General features: G+C 55.1%; 26 protein-coding genes. 4 read left to right on the top strand and 22 right to left on the bottom strand.

Annotated features, from left to right (window positions below):
- From MJA45_RS15765 to MJA45_RS15800, 8 genes are all read right to left on the bottom strand, one after another.
- Positions 1 to 2,745, bottom strand: a complete 2,745-nt coding sequence (locus MJA45_RS15765; protein WP_315602872.1) for an alpha-mannosidase — start codon at positions 2,743 to 2,745, stop codon at positions 1 to 3.
- A 75-nt stretch (positions 2,746 to 2,820) separates the two neighbouring features.
- Positions 2,821 to 3,705: a carbohydrate ABC transporter permease gene (locus MJA45_RS15770; protein ID WP_315602873.1), complete on the bottom strand. Its 885-nt coding sequence runs from the start codon at positions 3,703 to 3,705 to the stop codon at positions 2,821 to 2,823.
- A complete protein-coding gene (locus MJA45_RS15775; RefSeq protein WP_407083046.1) occupies positions 3,702 to 4,643 on the bottom strand; it encodes a carbohydrate ABC transporter permease in 942 nt (313 codons plus the stop codon). Before MJA45_RS15775 ends, MJA45_RS15770 begins: the two co-directional genes overlap by 4 nt.
- Positions 4,644 to 4,733: 90 nt before the next feature.
- A complete protein-coding gene (locus MJA45_RS15780) occupies positions 4,734 to 6,062 on the bottom strand; it encodes an ABC transporter substrate-binding protein (RefSeq protein ID WP_315602875.1) in 1,329 nt (442 codons plus the stop codon).
- A 350-nt stretch (positions 6,063 to 6,412) separates the two neighbouring features.
- The gene (hisJ, locus tag MJA45_RS15785; RefSeq protein ID WP_315602876.1) at positions 6,413 to 7,231 is read right to left on the bottom strand and encodes a histidinol-phosphatase HisJ; all 819 of its coding nucleotides are present in this window, start codon (positions 7,229 to 7,231) and stop codon (positions 6,413 to 6,415) included.
- An 80-nt stretch (positions 7,232 to 7,311) separates the two neighbouring features.
- Complete coding sequence (locus MJA45_RS15790; RefSeq protein ID WP_315602877.1) at positions 7,312 to 8,112, bottom strand: DeoR/GlpR family DNA-binding transcription regulator; 801 nt, start codon at positions 8,110 to 8,112, stop codon at positions 7,312 to 7,314.
- A gap of 33 nt (positions 8,113 to 8,145) precedes the next feature.
- A complete protein-coding gene (locus MJA45_RS15795; RefSeq protein WP_315602878.1) occupies positions 8,146 to 9,039 on the bottom strand; it encodes a TIGR01777 family oxidoreductase in 894 nt (297 codons plus the stop codon).
- A 54-nt stretch (positions 9,040 to 9,093) separates the two neighbouring features.
- A complete protein-coding gene (locus MJA45_RS15800; RefSeq protein ID WP_315602879.1) occupies positions 9,094 to 9,735 on the bottom strand; it encodes a trimeric intracellular cation channel family protein in 642 nt (213 codons plus the stop codon).
- Between the two features lie 129 nt (positions 9,736 to 9,864).
- On the opposite strand from MJA45_RS15800, the gene MJA45_RS15805 reads away from it, so the two are divergent.
- The gene (locus MJA45_RS15805) at positions 9,865 to 10,128 is read left to right on the top strand and encodes a DUF2533 family protein (RefSeq protein WP_315602880.1); all 264 of its coding nucleotides are present in this window, start codon (positions 9,865 to 9,867) and stop codon (positions 10,126 to 10,128) included.
- An 86-nt stretch (positions 10,129 to 10,214) separates the two neighbouring features.
- Here the strand turns inward: MJA45_RS15805 and MJA45_RS15810 are convergent, their stop codons facing one another.
- The 5 genes from MJA45_RS15810 to MJA45_RS15830 form a co-directional block, all read right to left on the bottom strand.
- Complete coding sequence (locus MJA45_RS15810; RefSeq protein ID WP_315602881.1) at positions 10,215 to 11,000, bottom strand: TIGR00266 family protein; 786 nt, start codon at positions 10,998 to 11,000, stop codon at positions 10,215 to 10,217.
- Between the two features lie 15 nt (positions 11,001 to 11,015).
- Positions 11,016 to 11,390 (bottom strand): kinase-associated lipoprotein KapB, encoded by a 375-nt coding sequence (locus tag MJA45_RS15815; RefSeq protein WP_315602882.1) that lies wholly within the window; start codon positions 11,388 to 11,390, stop codon positions 11,016 to 11,018.
- 61 nt (positions 11,391 to 11,451) lie between these two features.
- Positions 11,452 to 11,766, bottom strand: a complete 315-nt coding sequence (locus tag MJA45_RS15820; protein ID WP_315602883.1) for a thioredoxin family protein — start codon at positions 11,764 to 11,766, stop codon at positions 11,452 to 11,454.
- A 10-nt stretch (positions 11,767 to 11,776) separates the two neighbouring features.
- On the bottom strand, positions 11,777 to 12,445 hold the full coding sequence (locus MJA45_RS15825) for a DUF6483 family protein (RefSeq protein WP_315602884.1): 669 nt from the start codon (positions 12,443 to 12,445) through the stop codon (positions 11,777 to 11,779).
- 78 nt (positions 12,446 to 12,523) lie between these two features.
- Positions 12,524 to 13,042 carry a hypothetical protein gene (locus tag MJA45_RS15830; RefSeq protein WP_315602885.1) on the bottom strand — a complete coding sequence of 173 codons (519 nt, stop codon included), beginning with the start codon at positions 13,040 to 13,042 and terminating at the stop codon, positions 12,524 to 12,526.
- A 182-nt stretch (positions 13,043 to 13,224) separates the two neighbouring features.
- Here MJA45_RS15830 and MJA45_RS15835 point away from each other — a divergent pair, with 182 nt between their 5' ends.
- Positions 13,225 to 13,428 (top strand): hypothetical protein, encoded by a 204-nt coding sequence (locus tag MJA45_RS15835; protein ID WP_315602886.1) that lies wholly within the window; start codon positions 13,225 to 13,227, stop codon positions 13,426 to 13,428.
- Positions 13,429 to 13,658: 230 nt separating this feature from the next.
- Here the strand turns inward: MJA45_RS15835 and MJA45_RS15840 are convergent, their stop codons facing one another.
- The 3 genes from MJA45_RS15840 to MJA45_RS15850 are packed head-to-tail and all read right to left on the bottom strand — an operon-like array spanning position 13,659 to position 18,362.
- Positions 13,659 to 15,275 carry an ABC-F family ATP-binding cassette domain-containing protein gene (locus tag MJA45_RS15840; protein ID WP_315602887.1) on the bottom strand — a complete coding sequence of 539 codons (1,617 nt, stop codon included), beginning with the start codon at positions 15,273 to 15,275 and terminating at the stop codon, positions 13,659 to 13,661.
- 50 nt (positions 15,276 to 15,325) lie between these two features.
- Positions 15,326 to 17,287 (bottom strand): ABC-F family ATP-binding cassette domain-containing protein, encoded by a 1,962-nt coding sequence (locus MJA45_RS15845; RefSeq protein WP_315602888.1) that lies wholly within the window; start codon positions 17,285 to 17,287, stop codon positions 15,326 to 15,328.
- 37 nt (positions 17,288 to 17,324) lie between these two features.
- Positions 17,325 to 18,362, bottom strand: a complete 1,038-nt coding sequence (locus MJA45_RS15850) for a M42 family metallopeptidase (protein ID WP_315602889.1) — start codon at positions 18,360 to 18,362, stop codon at positions 17,325 to 17,327.
- A 94-nt stretch (positions 18,363 to 18,456) separates the two neighbouring features.
- Between MJA45_RS15850 and MJA45_RS15855 the strand changes: the two genes are divergently transcribed.
- The gene (locus MJA45_RS15855; RefSeq protein ID WP_315602890.1) at positions 18,457 to 18,786 is read left to right on the top strand and encodes an ASCH domain-containing protein; all 330 of its coding nucleotides are present in this window, start codon (positions 18,457 to 18,459) and stop codon (positions 18,784 to 18,786) included.
- A gap of 46 nt (positions 18,787 to 18,832) precedes the next feature.
- Positions 18,833 to 19,318 carry a hypothetical protein gene (locus tag MJA45_RS15860; protein ID WP_315602891.1) on the top strand — a complete coding sequence of 162 codons (486 nt, stop codon included), beginning with the start codon at positions 18,833 to 18,835 and terminating at the stop codon, positions 19,316 to 19,318.
- 148 nt (positions 19,319 to 19,466) lie between these two features.
- Here MJA45_RS15860 and MJA45_RS15865 read toward each other — a convergent pair whose 3' ends face one another.
- The 6 genes from MJA45_RS15865 to MJA45_RS15890 all read right to left on the bottom strand — a co-directional run bounded on the left by MJA45_RS15865 (position 19,467) and on the right by MJA45_RS15890 (position 24,536).
- Positions 19,467 to 19,739: a hypothetical protein gene (locus tag MJA45_RS15865; protein ID WP_315602892.1), complete on the bottom strand. Its 273-nt coding sequence runs from the start codon at positions 19,737 to 19,739 to the stop codon at positions 19,467 to 19,469.
- Between the two features lie 188 nt (positions 19,740 to 19,927).
- Positions 19,928 to 20,224: a Dabb family protein gene (locus MJA45_RS15870; protein WP_315602893.1), complete on the bottom strand. Its 297-nt coding sequence runs from the start codon at positions 20,222 to 20,224 to the stop codon at positions 19,928 to 19,930.
- A 95-nt stretch (positions 20,225 to 20,319) separates the two neighbouring features.
- The gene (locus MJA45_RS15875; protein ID WP_315602894.1) at positions 20,320 to 21,888 is read right to left on the bottom strand and encodes an ABC-F family ATP-binding cassette domain-containing protein; all 1,569 of its coding nucleotides are present in this window, start codon (positions 21,886 to 21,888) and stop codon (positions 20,320 to 20,322) included.
- A 69-nt stretch (positions 21,889 to 21,957) separates the two neighbouring features.
- A complete protein-coding gene (locus MJA45_RS15880; RefSeq protein WP_315602895.1) occupies positions 21,958 to 23,442 on the bottom strand; it encodes a DUF6382 domain-containing protein in 1,485 nt (494 codons plus the stop codon).
- A 16-nt stretch (positions 23,443 to 23,458) separates the two neighbouring features.
- Complete coding sequence (locus MJA45_RS15885) at positions 23,459 to 23,968, bottom strand: A24 family peptidase (RefSeq protein WP_315602896.1); 510 nt, start codon at positions 23,966 to 23,968, stop codon at positions 23,459 to 23,461.
- A gap of 31 nt (positions 23,969 to 23,999) precedes the next feature.
- Positions 24,000 to 24,536 (bottom strand): hypothetical protein, encoded by a 537-nt coding sequence (locus MJA45_RS15890; RefSeq protein ID WP_315602897.1) that lies wholly within the window; start codon positions 24,534 to 24,536, stop codon positions 24,000 to 24,002.
- Positions 24,537 to 24,565: the final 29 nt, after the last annotated feature.

The raw sequence follows: 24,565 nt of genomic DNA on the forward strand, positions 1-24,565 counted from the left end.
CTATTCTCCGCCTTTCTGCCTAATGTCTCCGGCTGCTGCCGCCTGCTTGGGAAACAGGATCTGAACGGTTATCACCTGAGCTCCCCCGGCTTGGAGCAGGAAGCTTCCGTCATCCATCAGCTCCAGTTCCCCTTCCGGAGCCGGTTCCTCCTTCAGGTTAACCAGCCTTACCTCTTCCGGCCGTTCGGTCAAGCGGACCCGGGCCGAGGTTTCCTTCTTCGCCGTGTTCCAGAAGCGAAGAACGAGAGCATCCGAGCGCTCCGCCTTCTTGCAGGTGCTGAGGAGCAGCGTATGGTCTCCCTCGAGGGACAGAAAGCCCTCTTTCCAAGCTTTCTCTCCTTCGTGGCGGCCGGTGACCGAACCATAGAAGGGAGTCATATACTCGTAGGCTTGTTCATAAGCTTTGGCCTCAAGCCAATCGCCTTCGTGAGGAATCAGGCTGTATTCCACGGCATGCCGTCCGGGGCACTGGGCGTCCGGTGTCGGACTTTGCGGACCGGCTCCCCCTTGGCGGACGAGCGTATCCTCACGTGACAGCCAGCCTACCGCCCGAAGCAGAGTCAGGGCTACCGTCGTGTGCCCGTCATCCAGCACTTCGAATTCGGGCAGTCCTTTGTTGGCCACCGTCAAGCCTTTGCCTACCGCGTTGACGCTAACAAAGCCCTGCTGCGGTTTTTGCGGCACGAAAGTTTCCGGCCATCCGTGTCCCGTTTCCGCAATAGCGACCGGCCGTTCGACTACGTCGAAGTGACTTTCCGCATGGGAAACGGCTGCCGGACTACCGAGCGGGAACAGCGCCCTCAGCCGATGGTCCTGCACCGTGTTGTCCCACTCGGTGCGGACATCGATTCGTTTGGATTCCGAAGCAAGCGTCACGTAGGTCGCAACCCGGAATGGAACGTAGTCGGCACTCCGGTTCAGACGATCGCCTGTGATGGCGCGAGGAAGCTCCCAATCGAGATCAATCCTCAAAGTCGCGCTGGCATAGCCGCTGTCAACCACCGAGACGTGAGCCCGCGCACTGCGGTCGGACCGAAGCACCATGTCATTAAGAGGGTAAGCATAGTTGTAAGTGTCGCCTGCGTCTCCCCCGTCCTCGAACACGTTCAGGCCTTCATACACACGGCCGGATGCTTTGTCGGTGACCTTAAGGCTGCCGTCCGGCTGTGCCTCCACCTTGAGGAAACGGTTTTCCAAGACTCCCGCCCCGATAAGAAGATCGGTCGTCCTCTCACTTCCTTTGAACTTGGCCGAAGGCATAATGGCATTCCAATAGGTCATCTTGTCGTCTTGGGGCTTTTCCCTTACGGCGAGGCGATAGGTCCGATAACCAAGCGGCGGCACTTCTTGGGCCGTGAACCGCACATTGGTATAGAACCATTGGTCGGTCATCGGCACCCTGCCCTCGGCATCCTCTGCCTGGAAGGGAACCTCCCTTCCTTCTTCATCGCGGAGCACGTACGTCCGCGGGTGAATGCCCCGGCTGCGGAGGAACCAGACGCAGGCGGTATCCGTTCGCGTCCAGGCAAGGGGATTGTGAACAACCACCGCTTCCTCTCCGTCCGCTAGCCCGCTCGTGTCGATCCGGGCATTCAGGTGCTGCACGCTCTTCTCGGTAACGATTTCGGCAATCTGCTTCGACTGGTCGAACCGTGGCAGCATCTCGCGGTGCACCTGGTCGATGCTGCAACCGCATATGCTGTCATGCGGATGATTCTGGATTAAGAGCTCCCAAGACGTCCAGAGAAGAGACGATTCATACCGCTTGCCGGCCCTCCAGGCGAGAGCCGAGAAAGGCTCGGCATACTTCTCCAGGCTGGCCTGTCCGTGGAAATTCAGCTGCTTCAGATACAGCCGCGCCGACAAAACACCCGGCAGAACATGGGGGAGATCCTCCCCGAAGCCACGCAGTTCACCATGCCGTACCTCCAACTTGGGACCGGCCGCTTTTACGGCGTCCATAAAGGCCTTGGTCGTCCCAAATTCGAACTGGGCATAATCGTTCAAATCCTCATTCATCTGCTTGATTAGACGCGGCATTCTCTTATCGGTCAGCCGGTGGTCTCCGCCGTAAGGCATGAGCAGATTCGATGTTGTGGCCCGTGCCGCAAAGCGTTCAAGCGAACGCCTTACGCGTCCGTAGGTTTCTTCATAAGTTTTGAGCGGGTTGTCAAAATGCAGGAAGTCGACGACGTAATACCCGTCCGGGAACCAGTAGGTCAGCACCCGGCTTCCATCAGGAGCCTGCCATAGGAACTCCTGCTTGAAGGTTTCGGCCGGCCCGCCGGTTCCTCTCCAGAGAAGAGCATTGTCGATGCCGAATCCCTGCAGGATTTGGGGCATCTGCGAAATGTGGCCGAACGTATCGGGAATATACCCGATGTCCTGGTTGGTAAAGCCCAGCTTTTCGGCCATTTTCTCCCCGAGCCACAGATTCCGGATATGAGCCTCGGCGCTGACAAGAAACTCGTCCGGCAGAATATACCAGGGTCCGCACTGGATGCGGTTGGAACGGATATGGCCAAGCAGCCTTTCCTGATTCTCCGGGCGGATTTCCAAATAATCCTTCAGGACGATGGTCTGCCCGTCGAGCAGGAAGCAGCGGAACTCCGGGTCAGCCTCGAGCGAATCCAACAGCTCATCGATGAGCTCAACCAGCCGGATCCGGAAATCCTGCATGGTGGCCCACCATTCGCGGTCCCAGTGGGTATGATGATAAAGAATAACGCGGTACGGTTGACTCATGAGGCTTGCACTCCCAGGTGGGGTCTCTTTTCAGGACCTTTTTATATGGTTTGAACACCGGCTGAAGAACCGGGATCAGCCTTTCGTTCCGGCCGAAATGTTCATTCCTTCGATAAAGTAACGCTGGAAAATAAAGAACATAGCGATAACCGGGGCCAGAACCATAAGCGAACCGGCCATCAGATAATGCCACTGGGTAGTCTCCTGCCCTTTAAATGCCTGCAGACCGATCTGCAGGTTGAACATGGATTCCTTGCTGATGTAAATCAAGGGGCCAAGGAAGTCGTTCCAGGCTCCCTGGAAGGTGGAGATGGCGATGACGACGATAGCCGGCTTGGCAAGCGGAATCATGATCTTCCACCAGATGTAGAAATGACTCGCGCCGTCAATTTTGCCCGCTTCGATCAGGTCGTTCGGGATGGACATATAGAACTGGCGAATCAGGAAGATTTGATAAGCGGCCCCGAAGAAGCCGGGAATCATAAGAGGCAGGTACGTTCCCACCCAATGCATTTTGGAAAAAAGAATGTATTGCGGAATCAGCGTAACGAAACCGGGAATCATCATCGTCCCGAGCATCAGGGAGAAAAGGAACTTCCGCCCCGGAAATTTAATTTTGGCAAAGCCATAAGCGATAAAAGAGTTGGAGACCACATGGGATACCACGCCGACTCCTGCCAGCAGAAGCGTATTCAGCGTATACCGGGTAAAATTCCCCTTCGACCAGGCCAGCTTGTAGTTCTCCCAATGAAGTTCCTTGGGATAGAACGTAGGCGGATACTGCATGATTTCCTGAAGGGACTTCAGCGAGGTGGAAACCATCCACCACAGCGGAGCAAGGATAATGACGCCGAACGCGGACAAGACGATAAGCAGAATCGTTTTGTTGATCCGTTCTTTTCGGCGGCGGCTTTGGAAGTATTGGGTTTTGGCTGTCGGAACCGCGACCGATGTGCTCATCGGTTGTCCCCCCCTTCATAGTGAACCCAGAACTTGGACAGGACCATGTTGATAATGGTCAGAATAATAACGATGAAGAACAGGAACCAGGCCATGGCCATGGCATACCCCATGTCGAACGTTTTGAAGGCTTTCAAATACATATGCAGGTTAAAGAATAGAAGCGAATTCATAGGAGACCCCGGCGAGTTCATATCCGGCGACATGACATACCCTTCCTGGAAAATCTGGAAGCCGCCGATGATATGAGTCACCAGCTCGAAGAACAGAACCGGGGTAATCATCGGAACGGTGATATGCCAGAACCGGCGGAAGGTGCCGGCCCCATCCAGCTCAGCCGCTTCGTACAGCTGCTCCGGCACCCCTTGAAGACTGGCGAGATACAGCAGCATGCCGCCGCCTACTCCCCAGAGCTTCATGAGAACGATGGCCGGCTTAGTCCAGTTGGGATCCTGCAGCCAGGCGGGTCCTTCGATCCCCACCCAGCTAAGGGCGACGTTTACGAGACCGGTTCCCGGCGTAAGCAGCATCGACCAGAGAATATATACGGCGACACCGGAAAGGACAGCGGGAAGGTAGAAGACCGTCCTGAAATATCTCATTCCGGGGATTTTCTGATTTAACGCCACGGCCAGCAGCAGAGAGCCGATGGTCGTAAGCGGAACACTGAACGCCACATAGAACAAGGTATTCTTAAGGGATTTCCAGAACAGCGGATCGTGGTAGAACATGTTGCGGTAATTACGAGTTCCTATCCAGTCCATCTGGGACGTGATGTCGTAGTTCGTAAAGCTGGCATACAGGGAAAACAGCAGCGGTCCGGCCGTGAATACGAGAAACCCGATGATCCACGGGGAAACGAACATGAAGCCCTGTCTGGCTTCGCGGCGTTCCAGCGAACCTCTTCTAGGCTTGGTTGCGGCAGCCAAAGAACTCACCTTCCTTCCATTCGTTGGGGAGATTACTAAAGGTTTCTAACCTTATAAAAGATGGAGCGGCTGTCCTTCAACCGCTCCACCTCCTGATTGTTACTTCGTGTTTTGTTGGATCAAATTCTCGACGTCTTTTTGAGCTTTGTCCAATGCTTCCTTCGGAGGAGTCTTGCCCAGCATGGCGGCGTCACGCTGCGGATCGACAAGCTTCTGGAAGTCAGGAGCATTCAGCGGCACCGGGAACACCTTCGTTACTTTCATGTTATCCACGAGCATTTTGTAAACCGGGTCCTTGCTCAGCTCAGGATCGTTGGACACATCCTTGTTGGCCACGTTGTCGAAGTTCTTCTGAGCCCAATAAAGCTGAGCCGATTTGTCGGTCATGTACTTCATGAACTCCCAGGATTCGTCGGGATGCTTGGCACCTTTAGGAATCTCCAGTACGAAGCCTCCGCCTACGCTCCAGTGACCGGACCCCTGCTCCTTCTCCGGAATCGGTGCTACCCCAAATTCCATTCCCTGTCCGTAATCGCGGATCTGGGTATAGAACGTTCCGACGTCCGGCCAAATGGAAACTTTACCGGCGATGAACGGATTAGCCTGCTTGCTGCCGAAATCCGCCTTGAAGGCGTCGAGGTTCTTCTGGCCGATGCGGTTCGTGAAGCTCAAGACATAGTTCATAGCGTCCAGATGGGCCTGGTCGTTGATTACCGGCTTGCCGTCTTTGTCGAACCAGTTGATGCCCTTGTCGAAGTTCATCGCAATGCTTCCCCAGTCGAAGCCGGCATATTGAGGGGCATATCCGATCCGCTCATACTTGTCGCCATTCTTCTTGTCGAGCTTCTTGGCGGCCTCTTCCAGTTCCGCCCAGGTGTTCGGGAATTTCTCCGGATCCAGCCCTACTTCCTTGAACTGCTTCTTGTTGTAGAACATCACGCGGGTATCGGTATTGAACGGAAGCGCATAGGCTTCATTCTTGTAAAGCACCGTACTCCACAGTTCCGGGAAGAACCGGTCTTTGATATTGTCTTTAGCCAAGTATTTGGATAAGTTCGTGTTCTGGTTCTTGCTTGCCCGTTGTGGGGTAGCGTTAATATCGTTGACGATTACATCGGGAGGATTGCCGGCTGCCACCGCGGCCAGCTCTTTGGTCCAAATATCGCCGAACGGGTAGTACGTATGCTTGACAACAATGCGGTCTTGAGACTTGTTGAAATCATCGATAATTTTCTCGATAATCGGACGTCTTGTTTCCGATCCCCAGAACGTCCAGAAATCAAGCTCCACTTTCTCCTTCGGCTTGACGCTGCCTTCCGGGCTGTTCGACGGAGCGGCGGTATCACTTTTGCCGCAGGCGGACAACAGCGTTGTTGCCCCCAATGCCACGGACATAAGCAGCAAACCGGTCTTCTTCACTTTCTTCATTTACAACTGACCTCCCGATGATATGGATTTGTTGCACCCACGGGTAACACATCTTCACTTGAAGTTTTATGTTGTTTTCTTTGTGGGATTGTGAAGCGTTGATTTCATTAAACTACATGAAAACGCTTTTGTCAACGGTTTCATTTGACGGTTATTTACGTTTTCCCATAAAAACCGCAACACTTTTCTTTACACCTTTTCCAAGTATGTTGAAACAGCCTAATAAAAGACAAAAAAAGCCACACGACTCCACAATTGTCCTTTTGTGGAGTCGTTGGCCAATTTCTTCTACCCTTTTTTCTTTCTATAGCGCTTTTATAAAACCCAAGGATTTGTCTGCTTTCTCTCTATCACTGCCCGATGGCCTTCTCAAACCAATCCCAGCCGGCGCCGGCGTCTTCCGGTTTGTGGGCATCCGACCCGTATACGCATTCGATCCCGAAAGCAAGGCAATCCTGCAAAAACCACACGGGAACATACGCCTTTCCGCAAGTCCCCACACGAAGCCCCGCCGTATTGACATCGAGTCCCATTCCGCTCGCCAATAGCTTAGGCTTGATTCGAGTCAACCTCTCGTTCATCTGGCTGTCGTCGATCGGCGGCAGAGCATCTCGGAATTTCTCGATCAGCTGGACGTGGCCGAGCCGTTTGCGTACCGGCAGGTAAGCCGCCCATTCCAGCGCCTGCTCGACATGATCGTAGTATTCCTCCACGACCCTTTCCATCGAGCCATAGTATTCCAGAATGCCTTCCCTGAAATCGGCCGGCGTAAAATCCAGGCACCGCATTCCGCCCTTTCCGGGCAAGTAGTGCACGGAGACCAGAAGATCCTCGAGCCGGTCGGCATAAGGCGCGATCAACTCATCGGCGAAATCCGTTCTTCCGGGCAGGTAGTCCAGCTCCAGGCCGACGGTTACTTCAATTTTACCGGCGTAGCTTCTTTTAAGTCCTTCTACGTAATCCATGTACGAGGGGAGCTCCTGAAGATCCATCGCCAGCTCCCGCATCAGCGGCTCGTTGTCTACCCAGCCTTGTGGCAAAGGAGGATGTTCACTGAACGTGTAGCGGTCGAAACCGAGACGAATCGCCTGTTCCAGGTAATCAGCCGCATCCGCCGGACTTCCGTGCCGGCAATAGGGGGTGTGCGTATGCCCATTCCATTTCAGCATCTTTCTTCCTCCCTTGTCTATTGTAAATGGTCTCATAAGCCTGTCTGACCTTTCGTCCAGAGGACGCCCCAATGCACGGGTCAGCTCCGGTAGGCCGCTTCCGCCACGTGAACCGCGATCCCTTCCCGCTCCATGGCATCCGCCAGTTCTCCCGTCAGCGGAGCGTCCGTGATGCAGGCCGTGATGGACTCCAGAGGAGCTACGGTGAACAGTGACGTCTTGCCGACCTTGGAGTGGTCGAAGACCGCCATCGTTTCGGCCGATCGCCGGATGAGCACCTTGGCTATCTCCGCCTCCAGCTCCGAATAGGTAGACAGCCCCTGAGCCGCCGTAATGCCGTCGATTCCGAGGAACATTTTGCCGATATGGAGCCCCTCTACCATCTTCTCCGCCAACGGTCCGCAGAGCTCGAAGCTTTTGTTGCGCATGATTCCTCCGGTCACCACCACCTGAATGGAATCGTTGTCCGCGAGCTCCATGGCAATGTTCACGGCATTGGTCACCACGGTAATTCCCTGCCGCGCCTTCAAGGCCTTGGCGATCAGGAACGTCGTGGTTCCTCCCGACAGACCTATGATATCCCCTTCCTCGATCAGGGACGCGGCTTTGACCGCAACCGCTTCCTTCTCGATCCAGGAAAAGTTCTTTCTTTCCGTAAAGGAAACCTCCCTCGCCGAGTTGAAGCCGTCGTATAGGGCGCCTCCAATCGTGCGAATGATAGGCTCCGTTTTCTCAAGAGAATCCAGGTCCCGCCGTGCGGTCGCTTCCGAGCAGTCGAACCAGTCCACGACCTCCTGAACAGTAATTCTTCCATTCTGCTTCAAGGCGCTCAGGATTTTATCCCGTCGCGCTTTTCCTTTAGAAACAAGGGATTCGCTCATGCTTATGCCCCTTTCGACCTTGCAGCGGTTAAGCTAGTCTTTCTTCAGCAAATCAGTTAACGCCTTCTCTATCGTATCGTATTGAAAGAAAAATCTGTGATCCAGCAGAGCCTTCGGCCTGACCCGCTGGCCCTGGACCATCAGCACCGACATTTCCCCGAAGAGGGCGCGGAGCAGGAATTCCGGAACCGGAAACCAGTGCGGGCGGTGAAGCGCCTTGCCGAGAGCCCGGCCAAAATCATCGTTCCTCACCGGATAGGGCGCGGAAGCGTTGACAGGACCGGTAACGCTCTCGTTCTCCAGGCAGAAAACGATCGCCCGCACCATGTCCTCGATGTGAATCCATGAGAACCATTGCCTTCCGCTTGCGATTCGGCCGCCCCCGCCCATTTTGTAAGGAAGCATCATGGGAGGAAGCGCTCCTTCCTTATTATCCAGCACCATGGAGATTCTCAGCTTAACGACGCGCGTTCCGCGAATTTCATCGGCCGCCTCTTCCCACTGCTCCACCACCTCCGCGAGAAAGTCGGTCAGATGCTTGGGGCTGCGTTCATCAAAGTCACCGGTTTCCGAGGTTCCGTAGATGGACATGCCCGAGCCGTTTACCACGACGGCGGGCTTGCGCTTCAGCCGGTCTACAAGCTCGGCAATGCGCCGGGTTGCCGTAAGTCGGGAGTCCAAGATCCTTTTCTTGGCCTCCTCGTTCCAGCGCTGGTTAATCGACTCGCCCGCCAGGTTAACGATAGCGTCCACGCCTTCGAGCAGGCTTGGCGACTGCTGCATCTGGTCCCACGTGACGGTCTTTACTCCGTCTTTCTCTTCACGAGGGTGTCTGGAAATGAGAAGCACTTCGTGGTTCCGATTCTTGAGATGCCGGATCAGACGACCGCCGATAAAACCCGTTCCACCGGAAACCGCTATTTTCATTTCCATCCCTCCAGCCCATTTTAGACCCCTTGTCCGCCTTTTCTATCTGTACGGTTAAAGCTGTTGATTCTCGGTCTTGCTTGGGGGGTGAGACAGACGGAGCGTCCGCCGCGGCAGCTTCCATTTGTAGAAGACGGAAAGCATCCTCATGATAATGACGGCCGCGAAAAGCATCCCCAGCCCTAACGGGCTGATGGCCGCCCCGCCGAGGCCTACGACAATCGCTGCCAGAATGGCCCACACGGCATAGATCTCATCCCGCAGCACAAGCGGCTTGCGGCCCGCCAGGACGTCCCGGATAATCCCGCCCCCGATTCCCGTCATGACAGCCGCTACGATCACGGCACTCATCGGATGCCCCATCCGTGTCGCGTATAGAGCCCCCTGAATGGCGAAGGCGGACAGGCCGATCGCATCGAAGAACGACTCCCACGTCTTCCACCGGGCAATCCACCCTGCCGGAAGGAGAAAGACGCAGGTCATCGCAACGAGTGCGGTCCGGAAGAGCATCCCCTGCTCCCAGAGGCTCGTAACCGGCACCCCAATCAGAAGGTTGCGGACAACGCCGCCTCCGAACGCCGTGACCAGACCCAGGACATATACCCCCAGAATATCATATTCTTCCTCCATGGCAACAATCGCTCCGCTCACGGCAAAAGCAATCGTTCCAATCAAGCTGAATAGCTCCCAGTTCACCTCTGTCAGCCTTCCTTCACCTGTTGAATGTTCTGCTCCATTGTACAACCGATACACCCTATAGTATCATAGTTCTAACTGAACTTTCACCGCTATTTTCTAGCAAAAAGACCCCAAAGGAGCAACCGAATGAGCGTTCATCATGCCATTTCCGAACATTCCCGCCGCCAGAACCAACAAATTGAAGCTTTTCTCCAACTGGACCGGAAACGGGAACAGTCTATCGAGGAAGCGCTGGACCTTTGCCGCCGCGGAGAGCCTTTCTCCGTTGCCGAAATCAACCGGGTCACGGCTGAGATCAACGAACGGGCCAAGAAAGGCATCATTCCCACACGCCGAATGGTGACCGAGCAAATGATTCGGGACTTTGCGGCCGCCCCCGGGAAACCGTAAGCCGCGGCTCCCTATTTCTGCCCAACTCAAAAACCTCCGGAACCGCACGCGGTGGCTCCGGAGGTTTTTGGCGTATACGGATTAAATCAGTCACCGTCGAACAGGTTGCCGATTCCGCCCAGGAGGCTTCCTTCCTCTTTCTTCCCGCCCACTCGGGAAGCGGCGAAGATGCGGTCCGCCATCCGGCTGAACGGAAGGGACTGGATCCATACCTTGCCGGGTCCGCGAAGGGTAGCATAGAAGAGGCCTTCTCCGCCGAACAAGGCGGTTTTGACTCCCTTGACGAATTCAATGTCATAATCCACATCCTGCGTCATGCCCACCAGACACCCGGTATCGATCCGGATGACTTCGCCCGGCTGCAGCGTTTTCTCCAGTACCATCCCGCCGGAGTGGACGAAAGCCAGTCCGTCTCCTTCGATCTTCTGCATGATAAAGCCCTCTCCCCCGAAGAAGCCCGTGCCGAGCTTGCGCTGAAAATCAATGCCTACGGATACCCCTTTGGCCGCGCAAAGGAAGGAATCCTTCTGGCAGACGATTTTGCCGCCGAGAACGCTCAGGTCAAGCGGAATGATTTTGCCGGGATAAGGGGAGGCGAAAGTGACGGTTTTCTTGCCGCTGGCCCCGTTCGTAAAGACCGTCATGAACAGGCTTTCGCCTGTCAGAAGCCGCTTCCCCGCTCCCATCAGCTTGCCCATGAAGCCTTTGTTCTCCGAGCTTCCGTCGCCGAAGATGGTCTGCATTTGAATGCCGTCGTCCATCATCATGAAGCTCCCCGCTTCCGCTATTACACTTTCTTGAGGATCGAGCTCGATCTCCACGCACTGCATTTCATTCCCCATAATGCGATAGTCAATTTCATGAGCATTCATTGGTTGGCCTCCTCTTTATTCTTCCGGAAAATAATCTTTCTTCAGCTGCCGCAGCTCCTCCAAGGATCTTTCGGCATAGCGGACGAAGCCTTGAAGGGCATCCATTTCCCTTCGGATCGCGTCGCGCAGCGAGCTTTTGTAATCCGGAACGTTCCCGGCAAAGGGGCGCACCGACTCAAGCGGCATAAGCGCAATTTCCCCTTCCGAGAGTGCTCTTCTCTGATGAAAGAACGCCACCTCCGCCATCGTCGGCTGGTGAAGATCCCCTTGGTCGGGATGCTTCACGACGGCCAGCACCTTAACCGCTGCTTTACGGGGAGTCACCTCCACCACTTCCCCTATGTATTCGCCCGTTTTGTAGGCGGCATGGACGCGGGTTCCTGCTTCCATTCTATTCCCTCCTTCCTCCAAATGAGTGCTCTTCGTCTTGAACAATCGGTCCTACCGCCTCTTACTCTCTCTGGTAAGGCTTTAAGAAACGGTAGAGGTCATCCACGGAATGCATGGCGTACAGCTTATGGACCGGCTTTCCCTCCTTCAGCACCACCAGGCAAGGAATGGAGGTAATTTCCCATTGGGCCGCCCTCTCGGGAAGAAAATTGACGTTGGCTTTGGACAAGGGAAGGCGGTCAAGCATGACCTCGACAATACCGAGCATCCGTTCGGCCAGCTTACAGGTTCCGCACAAGGGGGTATAGAAGAACACAATCGCGTCCTCGCGCCGCCACAAGGCCTGCTCCAGCTCCTTCGGCGTCCATTCCTTCATAACGAAGTCCTCACACCGATTCCACTCCCGCCGTCTTCTGCAGCCAGTCGGTCAGACCTTCCTCCACCTCTTCTCCCGGAAGACCTCCTGCCTCTCTCTCCTCCGGAGATTTCAACAGCAGGTTCTCGTAGAAGCGGATGCCAATCTCACGCATTTGTTCCGGATTGAGCGGAAGCAGCTCATAGAGCAGGTTCTCGGCCTGGTCATACTGCCCTGCCTTCTCATAATAGACGAACAACCGCGCTTTCATCTGAGGAGGAAGCTCATACGTGCGCAGGCGGTCGATCAGAGCCTGAATATCCGCATGATAATCGAGAGCCGACGTTTCCACGTTGTTCTCGGAAGCGGCAAGCCCCAGCTGCAGCCCCTTCAAGTGCCGGAGGTAAGCTTGGTCCTGCTCGCCCAAGCTCTCATACAAATCCCCCTCCTCCTTAAGCATAGCCGCGAGAATCAGCACCTTTTCGCTTTCGACCACACCGTCCTTCTGCAGAATGCCGATGATGTCCCGTTCGCTTAAGCTTGTCAGGAGTTTGGAATTCAACCGGAAATGACGGTTTAGCAGTTCCTCCAGAAGGTCGAAGGCCTGCTGCTGCTTTTGTTCCTTGCGAAGACCGGAAATGGTCGCTATGGCGGTCGTGATTTGTTCGATCATGCGTAAAATATAGTCTCGTTGGTACATATCACGCTCTCCTTCCTGCTGGTATCCTTGGCTTAGTAAGGGTATACGGACGAAGGGGCATCCCGTTTCCACAGCCTGTTAACCGGTGAGCTCCGCCAAACGGCGAAGGGTGACCGCCATGTGCTCAAGCAGGCTTTGTAAGTCCCCGATAACCTCTTCCCCGAATTTGCGCCCGAAGTCAACCGACGCCTCTACCCGGTACCCCTTATCCTGATGATCGAAGTCGAAGGTCACCTGCTGCCGGATCCGGCATTCCGTTCCCCAAATTTCCCTCATGGCACTCTGGATGGCGAGACACTGACTTTCCACCTCATTCACGGTAAGTTGAAAAAAAAGCTCAAGCCGGCAGCCGGGAACGGCCTCCCGCTTCTCGAGAATCTCGGCGGACAAATCGTAGGTGTCCGCCTCCAGCCGAAATTCGGCCGACGCTTCCGGCTTGTCCGGAAGCCGGAAACGGATGGCAAAGGCACGGGACATGGAAGCAAGCTCCACCCGGTCGCTGCGGCCTAAAATAAGGAGCTCGCCCTTCAAATCCAGGTCGTAGACCGCTCCCTCCGCTACCACCTTAAGGTTTTCATAAATGGTGGGATCGAACATGCTTCCATCCTTCCCTTATATGGCAATAGGATCAAATCACCTATATTTTCTCGCATCCCCACGCCGATAGCAAGCCTTCTCTTGGGTCCCCCCGTTATAATTGTTTTTTCCGCATTCCCAGCTTGCCTGTCCCTCCCGCTGCCGTTAAAATAAGAGGTATACCAATCAAGGCAGGTGTCGACATGACGGAATCAAAGACCCCCGATAACATGGAGGGTGAGCCCAAAAAGATCAGCCTGGCGGAAGCCGTGCGCAACAAGCTCGCCCAGAAGAAGCAAGCGCAGCAGAACGACAGCAGCAACCCGCAGCGTGCCGGTAATATGAAGGCCAAAAGCCAAATGACCAAGAAGGTCAACAACCAGCGCCGCCGGACAGGCGGCAGCTAGAGCAGGCCGGTTCGTCCGCGTGAAAGCTGACTTACGGGAGTTTGCTCCTTAAGGATAAGCAAGACCGTATGGCCAGGCTCGGGATCGAAAAAGACGGGTAACCGTCTTTTTTTGTTACCGGTGGTTAGGCCGCAGCGAAGTCTTTTCGAACGCAAAAGAAAAGAGCCGCGGCGCCTTTCTCCGCAGCTCTTTCCCCTTCCCTTTATGGGTTTTCTTCCTATTCCCTTTACTTATGCATACATCTCCTGGCGAAGCTTCTGCACGTCCGGGTTCTCCAGGTACTCATCGAACGTCATCATGCGGTCGATCAAGCCCTTCGGCGTAATCTCGATGATCCGGTTCGCGATCGTCTGAATGAACTGATGGTCATGAGAAACGAACAGGACGGTTCCGTCGAAATCCACGAGCCCGTTGTTCAAAGCCGTGATGGACTCCAGGTCCAAATGGTTCGTCGGCTCATCAAGAATAAGGACATTCGCCCCCACCATCATCATTCTCGAAAGCATACAACGGACCTTTTCTCCACCGGACAGGACGCTCGCCTGCTTCAAGGCCTCTTCTCCGGAGAACAGCATCCGGCCGAGGAAGCCGCGGAGGAAGGATTCGTCCTGCTCCTTGGAATATTGGCGCAGCCAGTCGATCAGGTTCAGCTCCACCCCGTCGAAATACTTGGAGTTGTCGATCGGGAAGTAAGCCTGGGACGTGGTAACCCCCCAAGTGAAGCTCCCGGAGTCTGCCTCCTGCTCCTTCATCAGGATCTCGAACAGCGTCGACTTGGCATGGCCGTTCGGCCCGACGAAGGCAATCTTGTCCCCTTTGTTAATCGTGAAGCTGACGTTGTTCAGCAACGGCTCGCCGTCTACGGTCTTGGACAGGTTCTCCACAGTTAGAAGCTGCTTGCCCGCCTCGCGGTCGGCTTTAAAGTTGATATAAGGATATTTTCTCGAGGAAGGCTTGATGTCTTCCAGCGTAAGCTTCTCCAGCGTTTTCTTACGCGAGGTCGCCTGCTTGGATTTCGAGGCGTTCGCGCTGAACCGGCGGATGAACTCCTCCAGCTCTTTGCGCTTCTCTTCGATTTTCTTGTTCTTGTCGGTCAACAGCTTCGTGGCCAGCTGGCTGGACTCATACCAGAAGTCATAGTTACCGACGTACAGCTGGATTTTGCCGAAATCGATGTCTGCGATGTGCGTACAAACTTGGTTCAGGAAGTGACGGTCGTGGCTCACCACAATGACGGTGCCGTCAAATTTGGCCAGGAAGTTCTCCAGCCAGTTGATGGATTCCAGGTTCAAATGGTTCGTAGGCTCATCGAGGAGCAGAATGTTCGGGTTGCCGAACAGAGCCTGCGCCAGCAGGACGCGGACCTTCTCGTTCCCGCCCAGTTCCTTCATCTTCAGCTCGTGCATCGCCTTCGGAATGCCGAGACCGATCAAGAGCTCCGCCGCATCCGATTCCGCTTCCCAGCCGTTCAATTCCGCGAAGTCGCCCTCTAGCTCAGCCGCTCTCATTCCGTCCTCATCCGTAAAGTCGGATTTGGAGTAGATCGCATCCTTCTCTTCCATAATCGAATAGAGCTTGGCGTGCCCCATGATGACCGTCTTCAACACTTCGTATTCGTCATATTCAAAATGGTTCTGCTTCAGAACCGCCATTCGCTCGCCCGGTGTAATGTGAACCTCGCCCCGGGTGGATTCGATCTCCCCGGAGAGAATTTTCAGAAACGTGGATTTCCCCGCTCCGTTCGCCCCGATCAAGCCATAGCAGTTGCCGGGGGTGAATTTAATATTAACGTCCTCAAAAAGAGCACGGCTTCCGTAACGAAGCGTGATATTGCTCGTACTGATCATTGTCTAACCGCCTTTATCTCCATTATGGTTACCCATTATAACACAGCGAGTTACTTGTGGGAATTTCCTTCTATCTCCTCCACCAGCTCCGAAAGCTCCGTCCATCTTTCCATGGCCGCATCCAGCTCTTCGCTCGCCTTCTGTTCTTTCTCGTAAAGCTCCCGGACCTTGTCGTAATCGGCTGCGCTCGCTTCAATCTCTTCTTTCAGTGCGGCGATCCGCTCCTCCAGCCCGGCGATAACGGATTCGATCTCGTTCCATTCCTTCTGTTCCTTAAAAGACAGCTTGCGCGGCCGGTTCTGGCCCCGCCCCCCGCCTGCCGAGGGTTCATCGACAGGCACGTCTGCCTTCGCATTGGGCGTTCGCCCCTTGGAACGGTCCGTTTCCGGCGCCGCCTTGCTCTGTTCCTGCTGGCTCTCCATCGCCTTGTGCTCCAGGTATTCGGAGTAGTTGCCATAGAACGCCACCAGTCCCTCCTCCTCGAAGGCAAACAGATGGTCCACCGTCCGGTCCAAAAAATACCGGTCGTGCGAGACCGTAATAACCGCGCCCGGAAAATGATCCAGATAATCCTCCAGAATGGTCAGCGTCTGGATATCCAGATCATTGGTCGGCTCATCGAGAAGCAGCACGTTCGGTTCGCCCATGAGCGTTCGAAGCAGGTACAGGCGGCGTCTCTCGCCCCCGGAGAGCTTGGCGATCGGCGTCCACTGCAGCGATCCGTTGAACAGGAACCTCTCCAGCATTTGCGAAGCGGTGATCGTTTCCCCGTCCGCCGTCCGAATGACCTCGGCGGCTTCCTTGATGTATTCGATGACGCGCAGCTTCTCGTCCATCTCTTCGTTATCCTGCGTGTAGTAGGCAAGCTTAACCGTCTGGCCGGTTTCGATCGTCCCCTCGTCGGGCTGCAGCTTTCCAGCCAGGAGGTTGAGTAGCGTCGACTTGCCCGCGCCGTTCGGTCCGATGATTCCGACACGGTCCCTCGGGAGGACGATGTAGCTGAAATCCCGGAGCAGCTGCCGGCCGCCGACCGTCTTGCCGACATCCTTCATTTCGATGACCTTTCGGCCGAGCCGGCTCGCGCCCACGGCCATATCGACCGTTTCCGCAGGGCCGTCCACCTCCCGGTCGCGCAGCTCCTCCACTCGCTGAATCCGGGCCTTCTGCTTCGTGGTACGGGCCTTGGCCCCGCGCCGCAGCCAGGCGAGCTCGCGGCGGAGGAGATTCTGGCGTTTGTCCTCGGACGCCGCCTCCTTCTCCTCGCGCTCGGCTTTCTTCTCAAGAAATACGCCGTAGTTCCCTTCATAGCTGTACAGCCGGCCGCGGCTGATTTCGAGGATCCGGTTCGTCACCCGGTCCAGGAAATACCGGTCGTGCGTAACGAGAAGCAGGGCCCCGCGATATTTCGCCAGCTGCTCCTCGAGCCACATAGCCGTAGAGTTGTCGATATGGTTGGTGGGCTCGTCGAGGATCAGCAGATCCGCCGGCTGGATGAGAGCCGAGGCGAGCGCAACACGCTTGCGCTGCCCGCCGGACAGCTGGGCCACCGGCTTATGAAACTCGGTTATCCCGAGCTTCGTCAGAATCGTCTTGGCCTGCGTACTCGCTTCCCAGGCATTCAGAGCATCCATCGGCTGCTGGGCGCGGAACAGCGCCTCTTGATGGCGCTCGTTCCCCGGCTCCGCCTCTAGCCGGACAAGCGCTTCTTCATAAGAACGAAGCGCCGTCATGAGAGGGGAGCTGCCTCGGAAAACATGCTCGAGCACCGTGGTCCCTTCTTCGAATTCCGGACTTTGGGCCAAATACTCCACACGAAAATCATTGGCATGGACGAGCTTTCCGGAATCCGGTGAATCGAGCCCCGCGATAATTCGGAGCAGAGAGGATTTGCCGGTCCCGTTCACACCGATAAGGCCGATCCGCTGACGGTCGGAAACCGTAAACGAGATGCTGTCGAAGAGAACTTTTTCCCCATAGGTTTTCGTTACCTGTTCCACTGATAAAATATTCATTCTTCCGTCCCCCGGATGGTCATTCCATTATGGTCAATCAAGCTTCGAGCACATAGGCCGCAAGCAGAGCAATCGTGTTCCACAGCGCTTCCCGATGGGTACGCTCCATTCCATGGGAGGCATGCACCCCGGGACCGATCAGAGCCGCTTTCACATTCTGGCCGCCTCTAAGGGCAGCCGAGGCGTCGGAGCTGTATTGGGGATAGATATCCACCGCGTAAGCCAGCCCCTCTCGATCCGCTAAACGGATCAGCTTTGAGACCATCTCATAGTCATAGGGACCCGAGGAGTCCTTGGCGCAGATCGATACCTGCTTCTCCGTACACGTCAAGTCATCCCCCATCGCGCCCATGTCGACGGCGAGGAGCTCGTTTACCTCGGAGGGAAGCCAGCCCGCCCCGTGTCCGACCTCTTCATAGTTGGTGATGAATACCTTCAGCGTCTTGGCCGGTTTCTTCTTCATCCGGATCAGCGCTTCAAGAAGCCCGAACACCGAAGCGACCCCCGCTTTGTCATCGAGGTGGCGGGACCGGATCCAGCCGTTCTCAAGAAGCTGGGCCCGCGGGTCGAAGGACACGAAGTCGCCCACCCGAATCCCCATGGCTTCCGCTTCCTTGCGGGAAGTCACATCGGCTTCTATGCGAACTTCCATGTTGGCCTCTTCCCTCTTCTGGTCCCGGACATCGGGAAAGACGTGGACCGAAGGGTGGGTGGTTAGGACAGTCCCGGCATAAGATTCGCCGCTTCTCGTGTGAATGGTGACATATTCGTTCTCGATGGAGCTCATGGCATACCCCCCGAGTGGGGTGAGACGAAGCCTGCCGTTCTCCTTGACAGAGCGGACCATGGCCCCGAGTGTGTCCACATGCGCGGTAAGACCGAGCGTTTCCTGGCTTTCCCCGGGAAGGGTGAGGATGGCCATCCCTTTAGGGGTTCTTTCGCAGGATAGACCCAATCGTTCCGCCTCTTCCTCGATCCGTTTCATGATGGCCCCTGTATATCCCGTTGGGCTGGGGATGTTCAAGAGGTCCTCCAATAAACCGAGAACATAAGATGGATCGGCAAAAGCTTTCATTGTTCGACTCCCTTTTCCTTCATTATTTTGCGATTGCGGGCAAAACTTGGTACAATACCAATCGTAATCATTTAACTGAAGGAGGAACTCCGTCATGTCCGAAGCATTGCCCCCTAAAACATGCAGCGTAGATCGTCTGGTTACGGTACAAGAGGATGTGGCCCGCGTCCTGGATGGAACCAAAACCGCCACCCGCCGAAACGGCCGTTATGCCGATCCCGGTGAAATTATGGAGCTCGAGGGACGCCGGTTCGAAGTTCACAAGGTTTACTCCCAGGCGCTTGGCGAGATCACGGATGAAGACGCCAAAGCCGAAGGCTTCGACGATTTCAACAGCTACAAGGAATATATTCTATCCATGCACAAAGGAATGCCGTGGATTCCCCATGCACGCGTGTGGGTTCATGAATTTCGCCCTGTGTAAAGCCTATTAAGAATTGCACACAACAAAAACAGTGTAGTTCTCCTTAATGGATACTACACTGTTTTCCTGTTTTTTTCAAACACGCCGGGAGGTTGTCCCTTTGTATCGATTGCTTGTATTTCTTCACGTGGTCAGCGTGTTGGTTTCCGTTGGTCCGTTCTTCATTCTGATCCCGCTCATCCGCAAGCTTCGGCAGGCCGACGAGAAAGAATTGAATTATTATCTTCCTACCTTCGCCGGTTCGGTACGCCTTTCCAAGCATGCCGGCCATGTTCTGGTTGTCTCCGGCATTCTGCTCATGTGGTTGGGAGAATGGAGCTGGGGAACTTCCTGGGTCGTTCTCACCATTGTGGTTATGGTAAGTTCTCTTTATTTTATTGCGCGGGCGTTCTCTCCGACCCTTCGCAAGCTTCAGCAGCCCCATGAGAACCGGGACGCGCTCGTCAACAAACTCCGCTTCAGTCTTGCGCTCTACATTGTGCTTATGCTGGTCATGCTTTGGTTTATGGTGGTCAAGCCCCAGCTTTGGTAACAGTCTACGCCGAACGCTCAGCTCGTTGAACTGGATTTCAAAGCTATCGTTTCGCCGCTAGCGGGTAAGAAGGTGGGTCAAAGTCCCGTTCTCAGACAATTCGGTCTATTTCAAGCAGACGGGAACCTCTCCTGCTGACTTAATGCCTTTAAGCCATGCTGAGAGGACCGCCGCTGCCCAAGCTGAGCGACTTCATGAAATTGATGCCGTAATGCGTAATCTTCGCAAAAAACATTCCATCCTCCGCCTTGAAGCGGATCATTCCTTTATCCGCCAAATACTCCAGAGCAAAGAACTTCTCCGGATTGCGGTCTTCCAGGTTGCCGGGAATCAGGGCTTTTTTGCCTCTCTCCGACAGATGAAATTGATAAAGCTCCTGAAGCATATCCAGTCTGAGTTTTCTCCTCTTATCCGAAGCCATAACAAATCCACTCCTTGCATGTTCTATAAGTTATGGAAAAAAAGTAAGTAAGAATTTTATGCCTATATAATACCTCAACCTTGCCCATTCGTCAAATGTTTGTATAATTCCAATTCCTGAAAAAAAGAACACGCCCTGTTCGCCGGTTATCCCGCGTAACAAGTGCGTGTTATGGATCGATTCTTTCACTAGCCAGCCGACTCGAAATCGACGCAAACCGAAGGCTCCCTCAGCGCTTCCTTCATATGCTCCACTACCTTCTGATGCACCGGATGAACCTGATACGCGTCCAGATCCTCTAACGAATGAAACTTCGTAATCAAAGCGAGGTCGTATGATCTCGCTTGATGCAGAAGATCCTCTCCGACCTCCAGATGCTGGAGCTGCTCGATCTGACCCTGCATGTTTAGCAGAACCTGGCGGGTGGTTTCAATCCCGGACGGGGACGTGTCTTTCAAACGAAAGAAAACAATATGAGTAATCATCGGTCGGTCTCCTTTGGCTTCCTGAATGCTCCCCATGGGAGAGAAAAGAACCGGTTAGCCGGGAAACGTACCCGCGAAGGCTAACCGGAAGACGATTAACGGGAGGCTGCCGCGTCTTTATCCATCGACCATTTCTCGACGTCCCAGACGCGGGATACCCAGCCTTCGTAGAAGTCGGGCTCGTGGCAGACCAGAAGAACCGTCCCCTTGTATTCCTTCAAAGCTCTCTTGAGCTCCTCCTTTGCCACCACATCCAAGTGATTCGTCGGCTCGTCGAACAGGAGCCAGTTGCTCTCCCGCATCAGCAGCTTGCATAGCCGGACTTTCGCCTGCTCTCCCCCGCTCAGCATGCTCATCGGGCGAGTAATGTGCTCGTTGGTCAGCCCGCAGCGGGCAAGCGCCGCGCGAACCTCATGCTGGTTCAGATGGGAGAATTCGTTCCATACTTCATCGATCGGCGTATTGCCTGCTCCCTTAACTTCCTGCTCGAAGTATGCCGGGAATAGAAAGTCCCCTTGGTAAGTTTTCCCGCTGTACGGCTGGATTTTGCCCAGGATGGTCTTAAGAAGAGTCGATTTCCCCACGCCGTTGCAGCCCACGATGGCGATCTTCTCGCCTCGTTCGATCGACATGTTCATCTTGGGCAGAAGGGGAGAGTTGTACCCGATCTCCAGATTCTCCGCTTCGAAAACAATCCGTCCGCTCGCCCGGGATTCTTTGAAGGCGAAGGTCGGCTTGGGCGCTTCCTCGGGACGGTCGATCCGTTCGATTCGCTCAAGCTGCTTCTGACGGCTCTTGGCACGGCCGGAGGTGGAATAGCGGGCCTTGTTCCGCTGGATGAAATCCTCCTGCTTCTTGATGTATTCCTGCTGCTTCTCATAGGCGTCGATATGCTGGGACTTGTTGATGTCCGCCATTGTAAGGAATTTCTCATAATTGGCGGAATACCGGGTCAGCTTCGCAAATTCCAGGTGGTAGATGACGTTGACAACCTTGTTCATGAATTCCGTATCGTGGGATATCAGCATGAACGCGTAGGGATAATCCTGCAGGTACTGGGTCAGCCATTGAATGTGCTCCACATCCAAATAGTTCGTCGGCTCATCCAGGAGCAGAACGGTCGGCTTCTCGAGAAGCAGCTTGGCCAGCAGCACCTTGGTCCGCTGTCCGCCGCTTAGAGAAGCCACGTCTCGGTCCAGGCCGATGGCGTCCAGCCCGAGCCCGTTCGCCATCTCATCGACTTTCATGTCGAGCAGATAAAATCCGCTGTTTTCCAGCCGGTCCTGGATTTCGCCCATCTCCTCGAGTAGACTTTCCAGCTCTTCCGGTGTAGCGTCCGCCATCTTCTCGGTAATCGTCATCATTTCCTTCTCCTGCTCGAACAGAGGGAGAAAGGCATCCTTCAGCACGTCCCGGATCGTTTTACCGGGGGTTAGCTTGGAGTGCTGGTCCAGATAGCCATAGTGAACCTTAGGCGTCCACTCGACCTTTCCCTCGTCCTTGAGGAGCTGGCCCGTCAATATATTCATCAAAGTCGACTTGCCCACCCCGTTGGCGCCCACCAGGCCCACATGCTCTCCCGCCAGCAGGCGAAAGGACACGTTCTTGAAAAGGACACGTCCGCCAAAGCTGTGACTCAAATCTTCTACGGTTAAAAGGCTCATAGTAAGTTTCGATTGCTCCTATCTCTGTGTTCTCTCGTTAACGACTTATTATATCATCAACGGACAGGATTAGGAAACTTGTATTTTGCCTGCTTCACCAGGCGGAGAGCTGTCTGTCCGTGTGACCCGCACTCCCGCCATTTCCAGGCAATCCCCATCCTTGAGTTCATACTCTTGGAAGGGGACCATTACCTCCCCGTTCAGCAGCGTTCCATTCTTGGAGCCGAGGTCGCGGACCAGATGACCACCCTCCGGCGTGCGGACGATTTCGGCATGCTGGCGGGAGATCCCTGCCGTTTCCAGCAGAAGCTGAACGGTTCCGGCCTCCCGGCCGATCCGAAAGGTTTCCGTAACCATCTCGGTGTACTCCTTCACTCCCTCCTTGTCAATTTCAAGCCGCAGGGACCAAGCGGTGGGCGGATAGGGAGCGAGCAGAACGGTGGCATCGGATTTTCCGAGGAGGACGGTCTTATCGGGAAGCCGGTCGTAATAGCCGGAAAGCTCTTCGGCACTTCTCCCGTTGTAAGGAGGGGTATCCCCTTTTGCCGAATAAAGCGGATTCCTCTCCGGAACCGGCTGAGCCTCTTGAGTTCTTCCCGCATCTAGCGGCAGCTCGACCGATTCATCCGCGAGAGGCCAGTTCGGCTTACGAAGCGGCAGCTTGACTCCGCCTTTCTTCCAGAGGACATAGGCGCCCCCTGCCGTGGCAGCGGTAAAGCCGATGGCGGCCGCAAGCAGTCCGGGAGAAGGGGCGGTCCCATACATTCCCCACAGGACCGCCGGCACCGTAACCGCCAAAGCCGCGGACAGCTTATGGGCTGTCGTGATTTTCCGCGGCTGCGGCTCCTCGGAAAGTCCCTCCCATTCCGGTCCTGTAAATTCGAAGGATGCGGGAGATTCAGAGACGGAGACGATGCGTTCCTGCTCGCTGACCGGGAAAAGGTCTTTTCTTCCCTCCGTTTGGGTTTCCCCGGTTTGTAAACCGGCCAGCGCCTCGTTCAAAGAACGCTTGCACCCCCGCAGGTTAAACGGATCGTTCCGCAGGCTGTCCAGCCAAGCTTTTGCGGCAAGAGACCTCCCGTTAAGCGGAGAAATCAGCTTTTCGGCCAGGCAAATCAGCTTATGATGGAGGGTCAGGGGACTCGGATTTTCCTTAAGAGGCAGATAGAGAAGGGCCAAGTCGTCCGCGTCTTTTCCTATAAATATATAGTCCGGATCCAGCACATACCTCTGCTCATTCAGCATGTAGATTTTGCTGTCCTCCAATTGTCGGCAGACGGCATGCAGGACCTTGAGGAAGGCTTTCTCTTCAAAGGCGTCCGTTCGGCTCCACAACGATAACGGTCTGCGGACCGCCACGTTATACCGGAGGGTGATCGAATGGTCCAGCTGTTCGAATTCGATCGGGAGCAGCCCGGGAATCGGGTAATTTTGCAGCATGTTCATCTCAACCGGCACCAGATCCTCTATCGTCAGGAAGGGATCCTTAGTCAGCAGCAGGTAGCTTCCTTGGGAATGGTCCCGGGTATAGGTCAGCCCCATCAGCGGATTCATTCGGCTACACCCTCTCTCATACCAGCTTCTCCAGGCAAATGGTTAGGACCGCCGGTACGACCGCATACATGAAAGGGAAGCGGATCATCTCCTGCCGGGACTCCGGATAAAACCTATGCTCTTCTCCGCCCATTCTCAAGGAAAGCAGTCCGCTGTAAGCCAGCCATACCTTCTCTTTCACAAGCTTCCGCCGCAAGAGGATTCCTACCCCGATGACCCCTGCATATAAAATGGAATAGACCGCGCACTGCATGACGAAAGCGGGTCCGCTAAAGGCTCCAAGCGCTGCAAAAAGCTTAACGTCGCCCGCTCCGATAGCCCCGGGCAAATACAGAAGAAGCATGACCGCCAAGCCCGCAGCCATTCCGGCCGCCGCCTGCAGCGTTCCCTGCACGCCGCCAAAAACAGCCTGAAAGGATCCTCCCGCTAAAATTCCGGCCGCGCACAGCCAGTTTGGTATTTTGCAATATCGTATATCGGTGTAGAAGGCCGCCAGAAGCATCGCAGCCATTCCCCATTCCAGCATTTCCATTCCTCCTGCTTTCTCCAGTGTTCTTTTATTGGCCCACCCACACCCGCTCGTACGCTTTCTTGCGAATCATAACCGTTTTATGAAAAAAAGGAACCGGCAGCTGGAAGGCGTAAGAAACTTCGATCCCAAAGCCGGCGCGGGCATGATTGCCGAGCTCAGGAAAGCTTATTTTCACGATTTCGAGATTTTCTTCCTTCAGGATTTTCCGGTTTCCGTAATGAAGCACAACCGGCTTGAAGGCCTTGTTCAGCATCGGAGTAACCGTTTGGTCGATGACCTGATCCACCCCGTCTTTCCCCTCCTGCTCCCAATGCTCCCGCTGTTCTTTCTCCCACTCGATTACGGCCAACACCGAATCCGGTATCCACTCCTCGTACTTAGCCGCCGATTCCTCGGCACCGACGACTGTATCCCGGGCGTTGCGAATTCGGGACAAGACTTCCCCGAGCAGGATCGCAGGCTTCGTTTCGGAGGCCTTTTCTTTGGCGGAAACATACAGCGTCTCCACCGGCCCCATATGAGCGGCCGTCACTTTGACCGTTTCGCCCACCGCACTGCGCACACTGGCCTCCACAATCGAAAGCTGAACCA

It is taken from the genome of Paenibacillus aurantius, assembly GCF_032268605.1.
Taxonomy (GTDB): domain Bacteria; phylum Bacillota; class Bacilli; order Paenibacillales; family NBRC-103111; genus Paenibacillus_AO; species Paenibacillus_AO aurantius.

Coding starts and splice junctions, on each gene's coding strand:
- MJA45_RS15765 (WP_315602872.1), bottom strand. CDS start 2,745: ATGAGTCAACCGTACCGCGTTATTCTTTATCATCATACCCACTGGGAC.
- MJA45_RS15770 (WP_315602873.1), bottom strand. CDS start 3,705: ATGAGCACATCGGTCGCGGTTCCGACAGCCAAAACCCAATACTTCCAA.
- MJA45_RS15780 (WP_315602875.1), bottom strand. CDS start 6,062: ATGAAGAAAGTGAAGAAGACCGGTTTGCTGCTTATGTCCGTGGCATTG.
- hisJ (WP_315602876.1), bottom strand. CDS start 7,231: ATGCTGAAATGGAATGGGCATACGCACACCCCCTATTGCCGGCACGGA.
- MJA45_RS15790 (WP_315602877.1), bottom strand. CDS start 8,112: ATGAGCGAATCCCTTGTTTCTAAAGGAAAAGCGCGACGGGATAAAATC.
- MJA45_RS15795 (WP_315602878.1), bottom strand. CDS start 9,039: ATGAAAATAGCGGTTTCCGGTGGAACGGGTTTTATCGGCGGTCGTCTG.
- MJA45_RS15805 (WP_315602880.1), top strand. CDS start 9,865: ATGAGCGTTCATCATGCCATTTCCGAACATTCCCGCCGCCAGAACCAA.
- MJA45_RS15810 (WP_315602881.1), bottom strand. CDS start 11,000: ATGAATGCTCATGAAATTGACTATCGCATTATGGGGAATGAAATGCAG.
- MJA45_RS15815 (WP_315602882.1), bottom strand. CDS start 11,390: ATGGAAGCAGGAACCCGCGTCCATGCCGCCTACAAAACGGGCGAATAC.
- MJA45_RS15820 (WP_315602883.1), bottom strand. CDS start 11,766: ATGAAGGAATGGACGCCGAAGGAGCTGGAGCAGGCCTTGTGGCGGCGC.
- MJA45_RS15825 (WP_315602884.1), bottom strand. CDS start 12,445: ATGTACCAACGAGACTATATTTTACGCATGATCGAACAAATCACGACC.
- MJA45_RS15830 (WP_315602885.1), bottom strand. CDS start 13,042: ATGTTCGATCCCACCATTTATGAAAACCTTAAGGTGGTAGCGGAGGGA.
- MJA45_RS15835 (WP_315602886.1), top strand. CDS start 13,225: ATGACGGAATCAAAGACCCCCGATAACATGGAGGGTGAGCCCAAAAAG.
- MJA45_RS15840 (WP_315602887.1), bottom strand. CDS start 15,275: ATGATCAGTACGAGCAATATCACGCTTCGTTACGGAAGCCGTGCTCTT.
- MJA45_RS15845 (WP_315602888.1), bottom strand. CDS start 17,287: ATGAATATTTTATCAGTGGAACAGGTAACGAAAACCTATGGGGAAAAA.
- MJA45_RS15850 (WP_315602889.1), bottom strand. CDS start 18,362: ATGAAAGCTTTTGCCGATCCATCTTATGTTCTCGGTTTATTGGAGGAC.
- MJA45_RS15855 (WP_315602890.1), top strand. CDS start 18,457: ATGTCCGAAGCATTGCCCCCTAAAACATGCAGCGTAGATCGTCTGGTT.
- MJA45_RS15860 (WP_315602891.1), top strand. CDS start 18,833: ATGGATACTACACTGTTTTCCTGTTTTTTTCAAACACGCCGGGAGGTT.
- MJA45_RS15865 (WP_315602892.1), bottom strand. CDS start 19,739: ATGGCTTCGGATAAGAGGAGAAAACTCAGACTGGATATGCTTCAGGAG.
- MJA45_RS15870 (WP_315602893.1), bottom strand. CDS start 20,224: ATGATTACTCATATTGTTTTCTTTCGTTTGAAAGACACGTCCCCGTCC.
- MJA45_RS15875 (WP_315602894.1), bottom strand. CDS start 21,888: ATGAGCCTTTTAACCGTAGAAGATTTGAGTCACAGCTTTGGCGGACGT.
- MJA45_RS15880 (WP_315602895.1), bottom strand. CDS start 23,442: ATGAATCCGCTGATGGGGCTGACCTATACCCGGGACCATTCCCAAGGA.
- MJA45_RS15885 (WP_315602896.1), bottom strand. CDS start 23,968: ATGCTGGAATGGGGAATGGCTGCGATGCTTCTGGCGGCCTTCTACACC.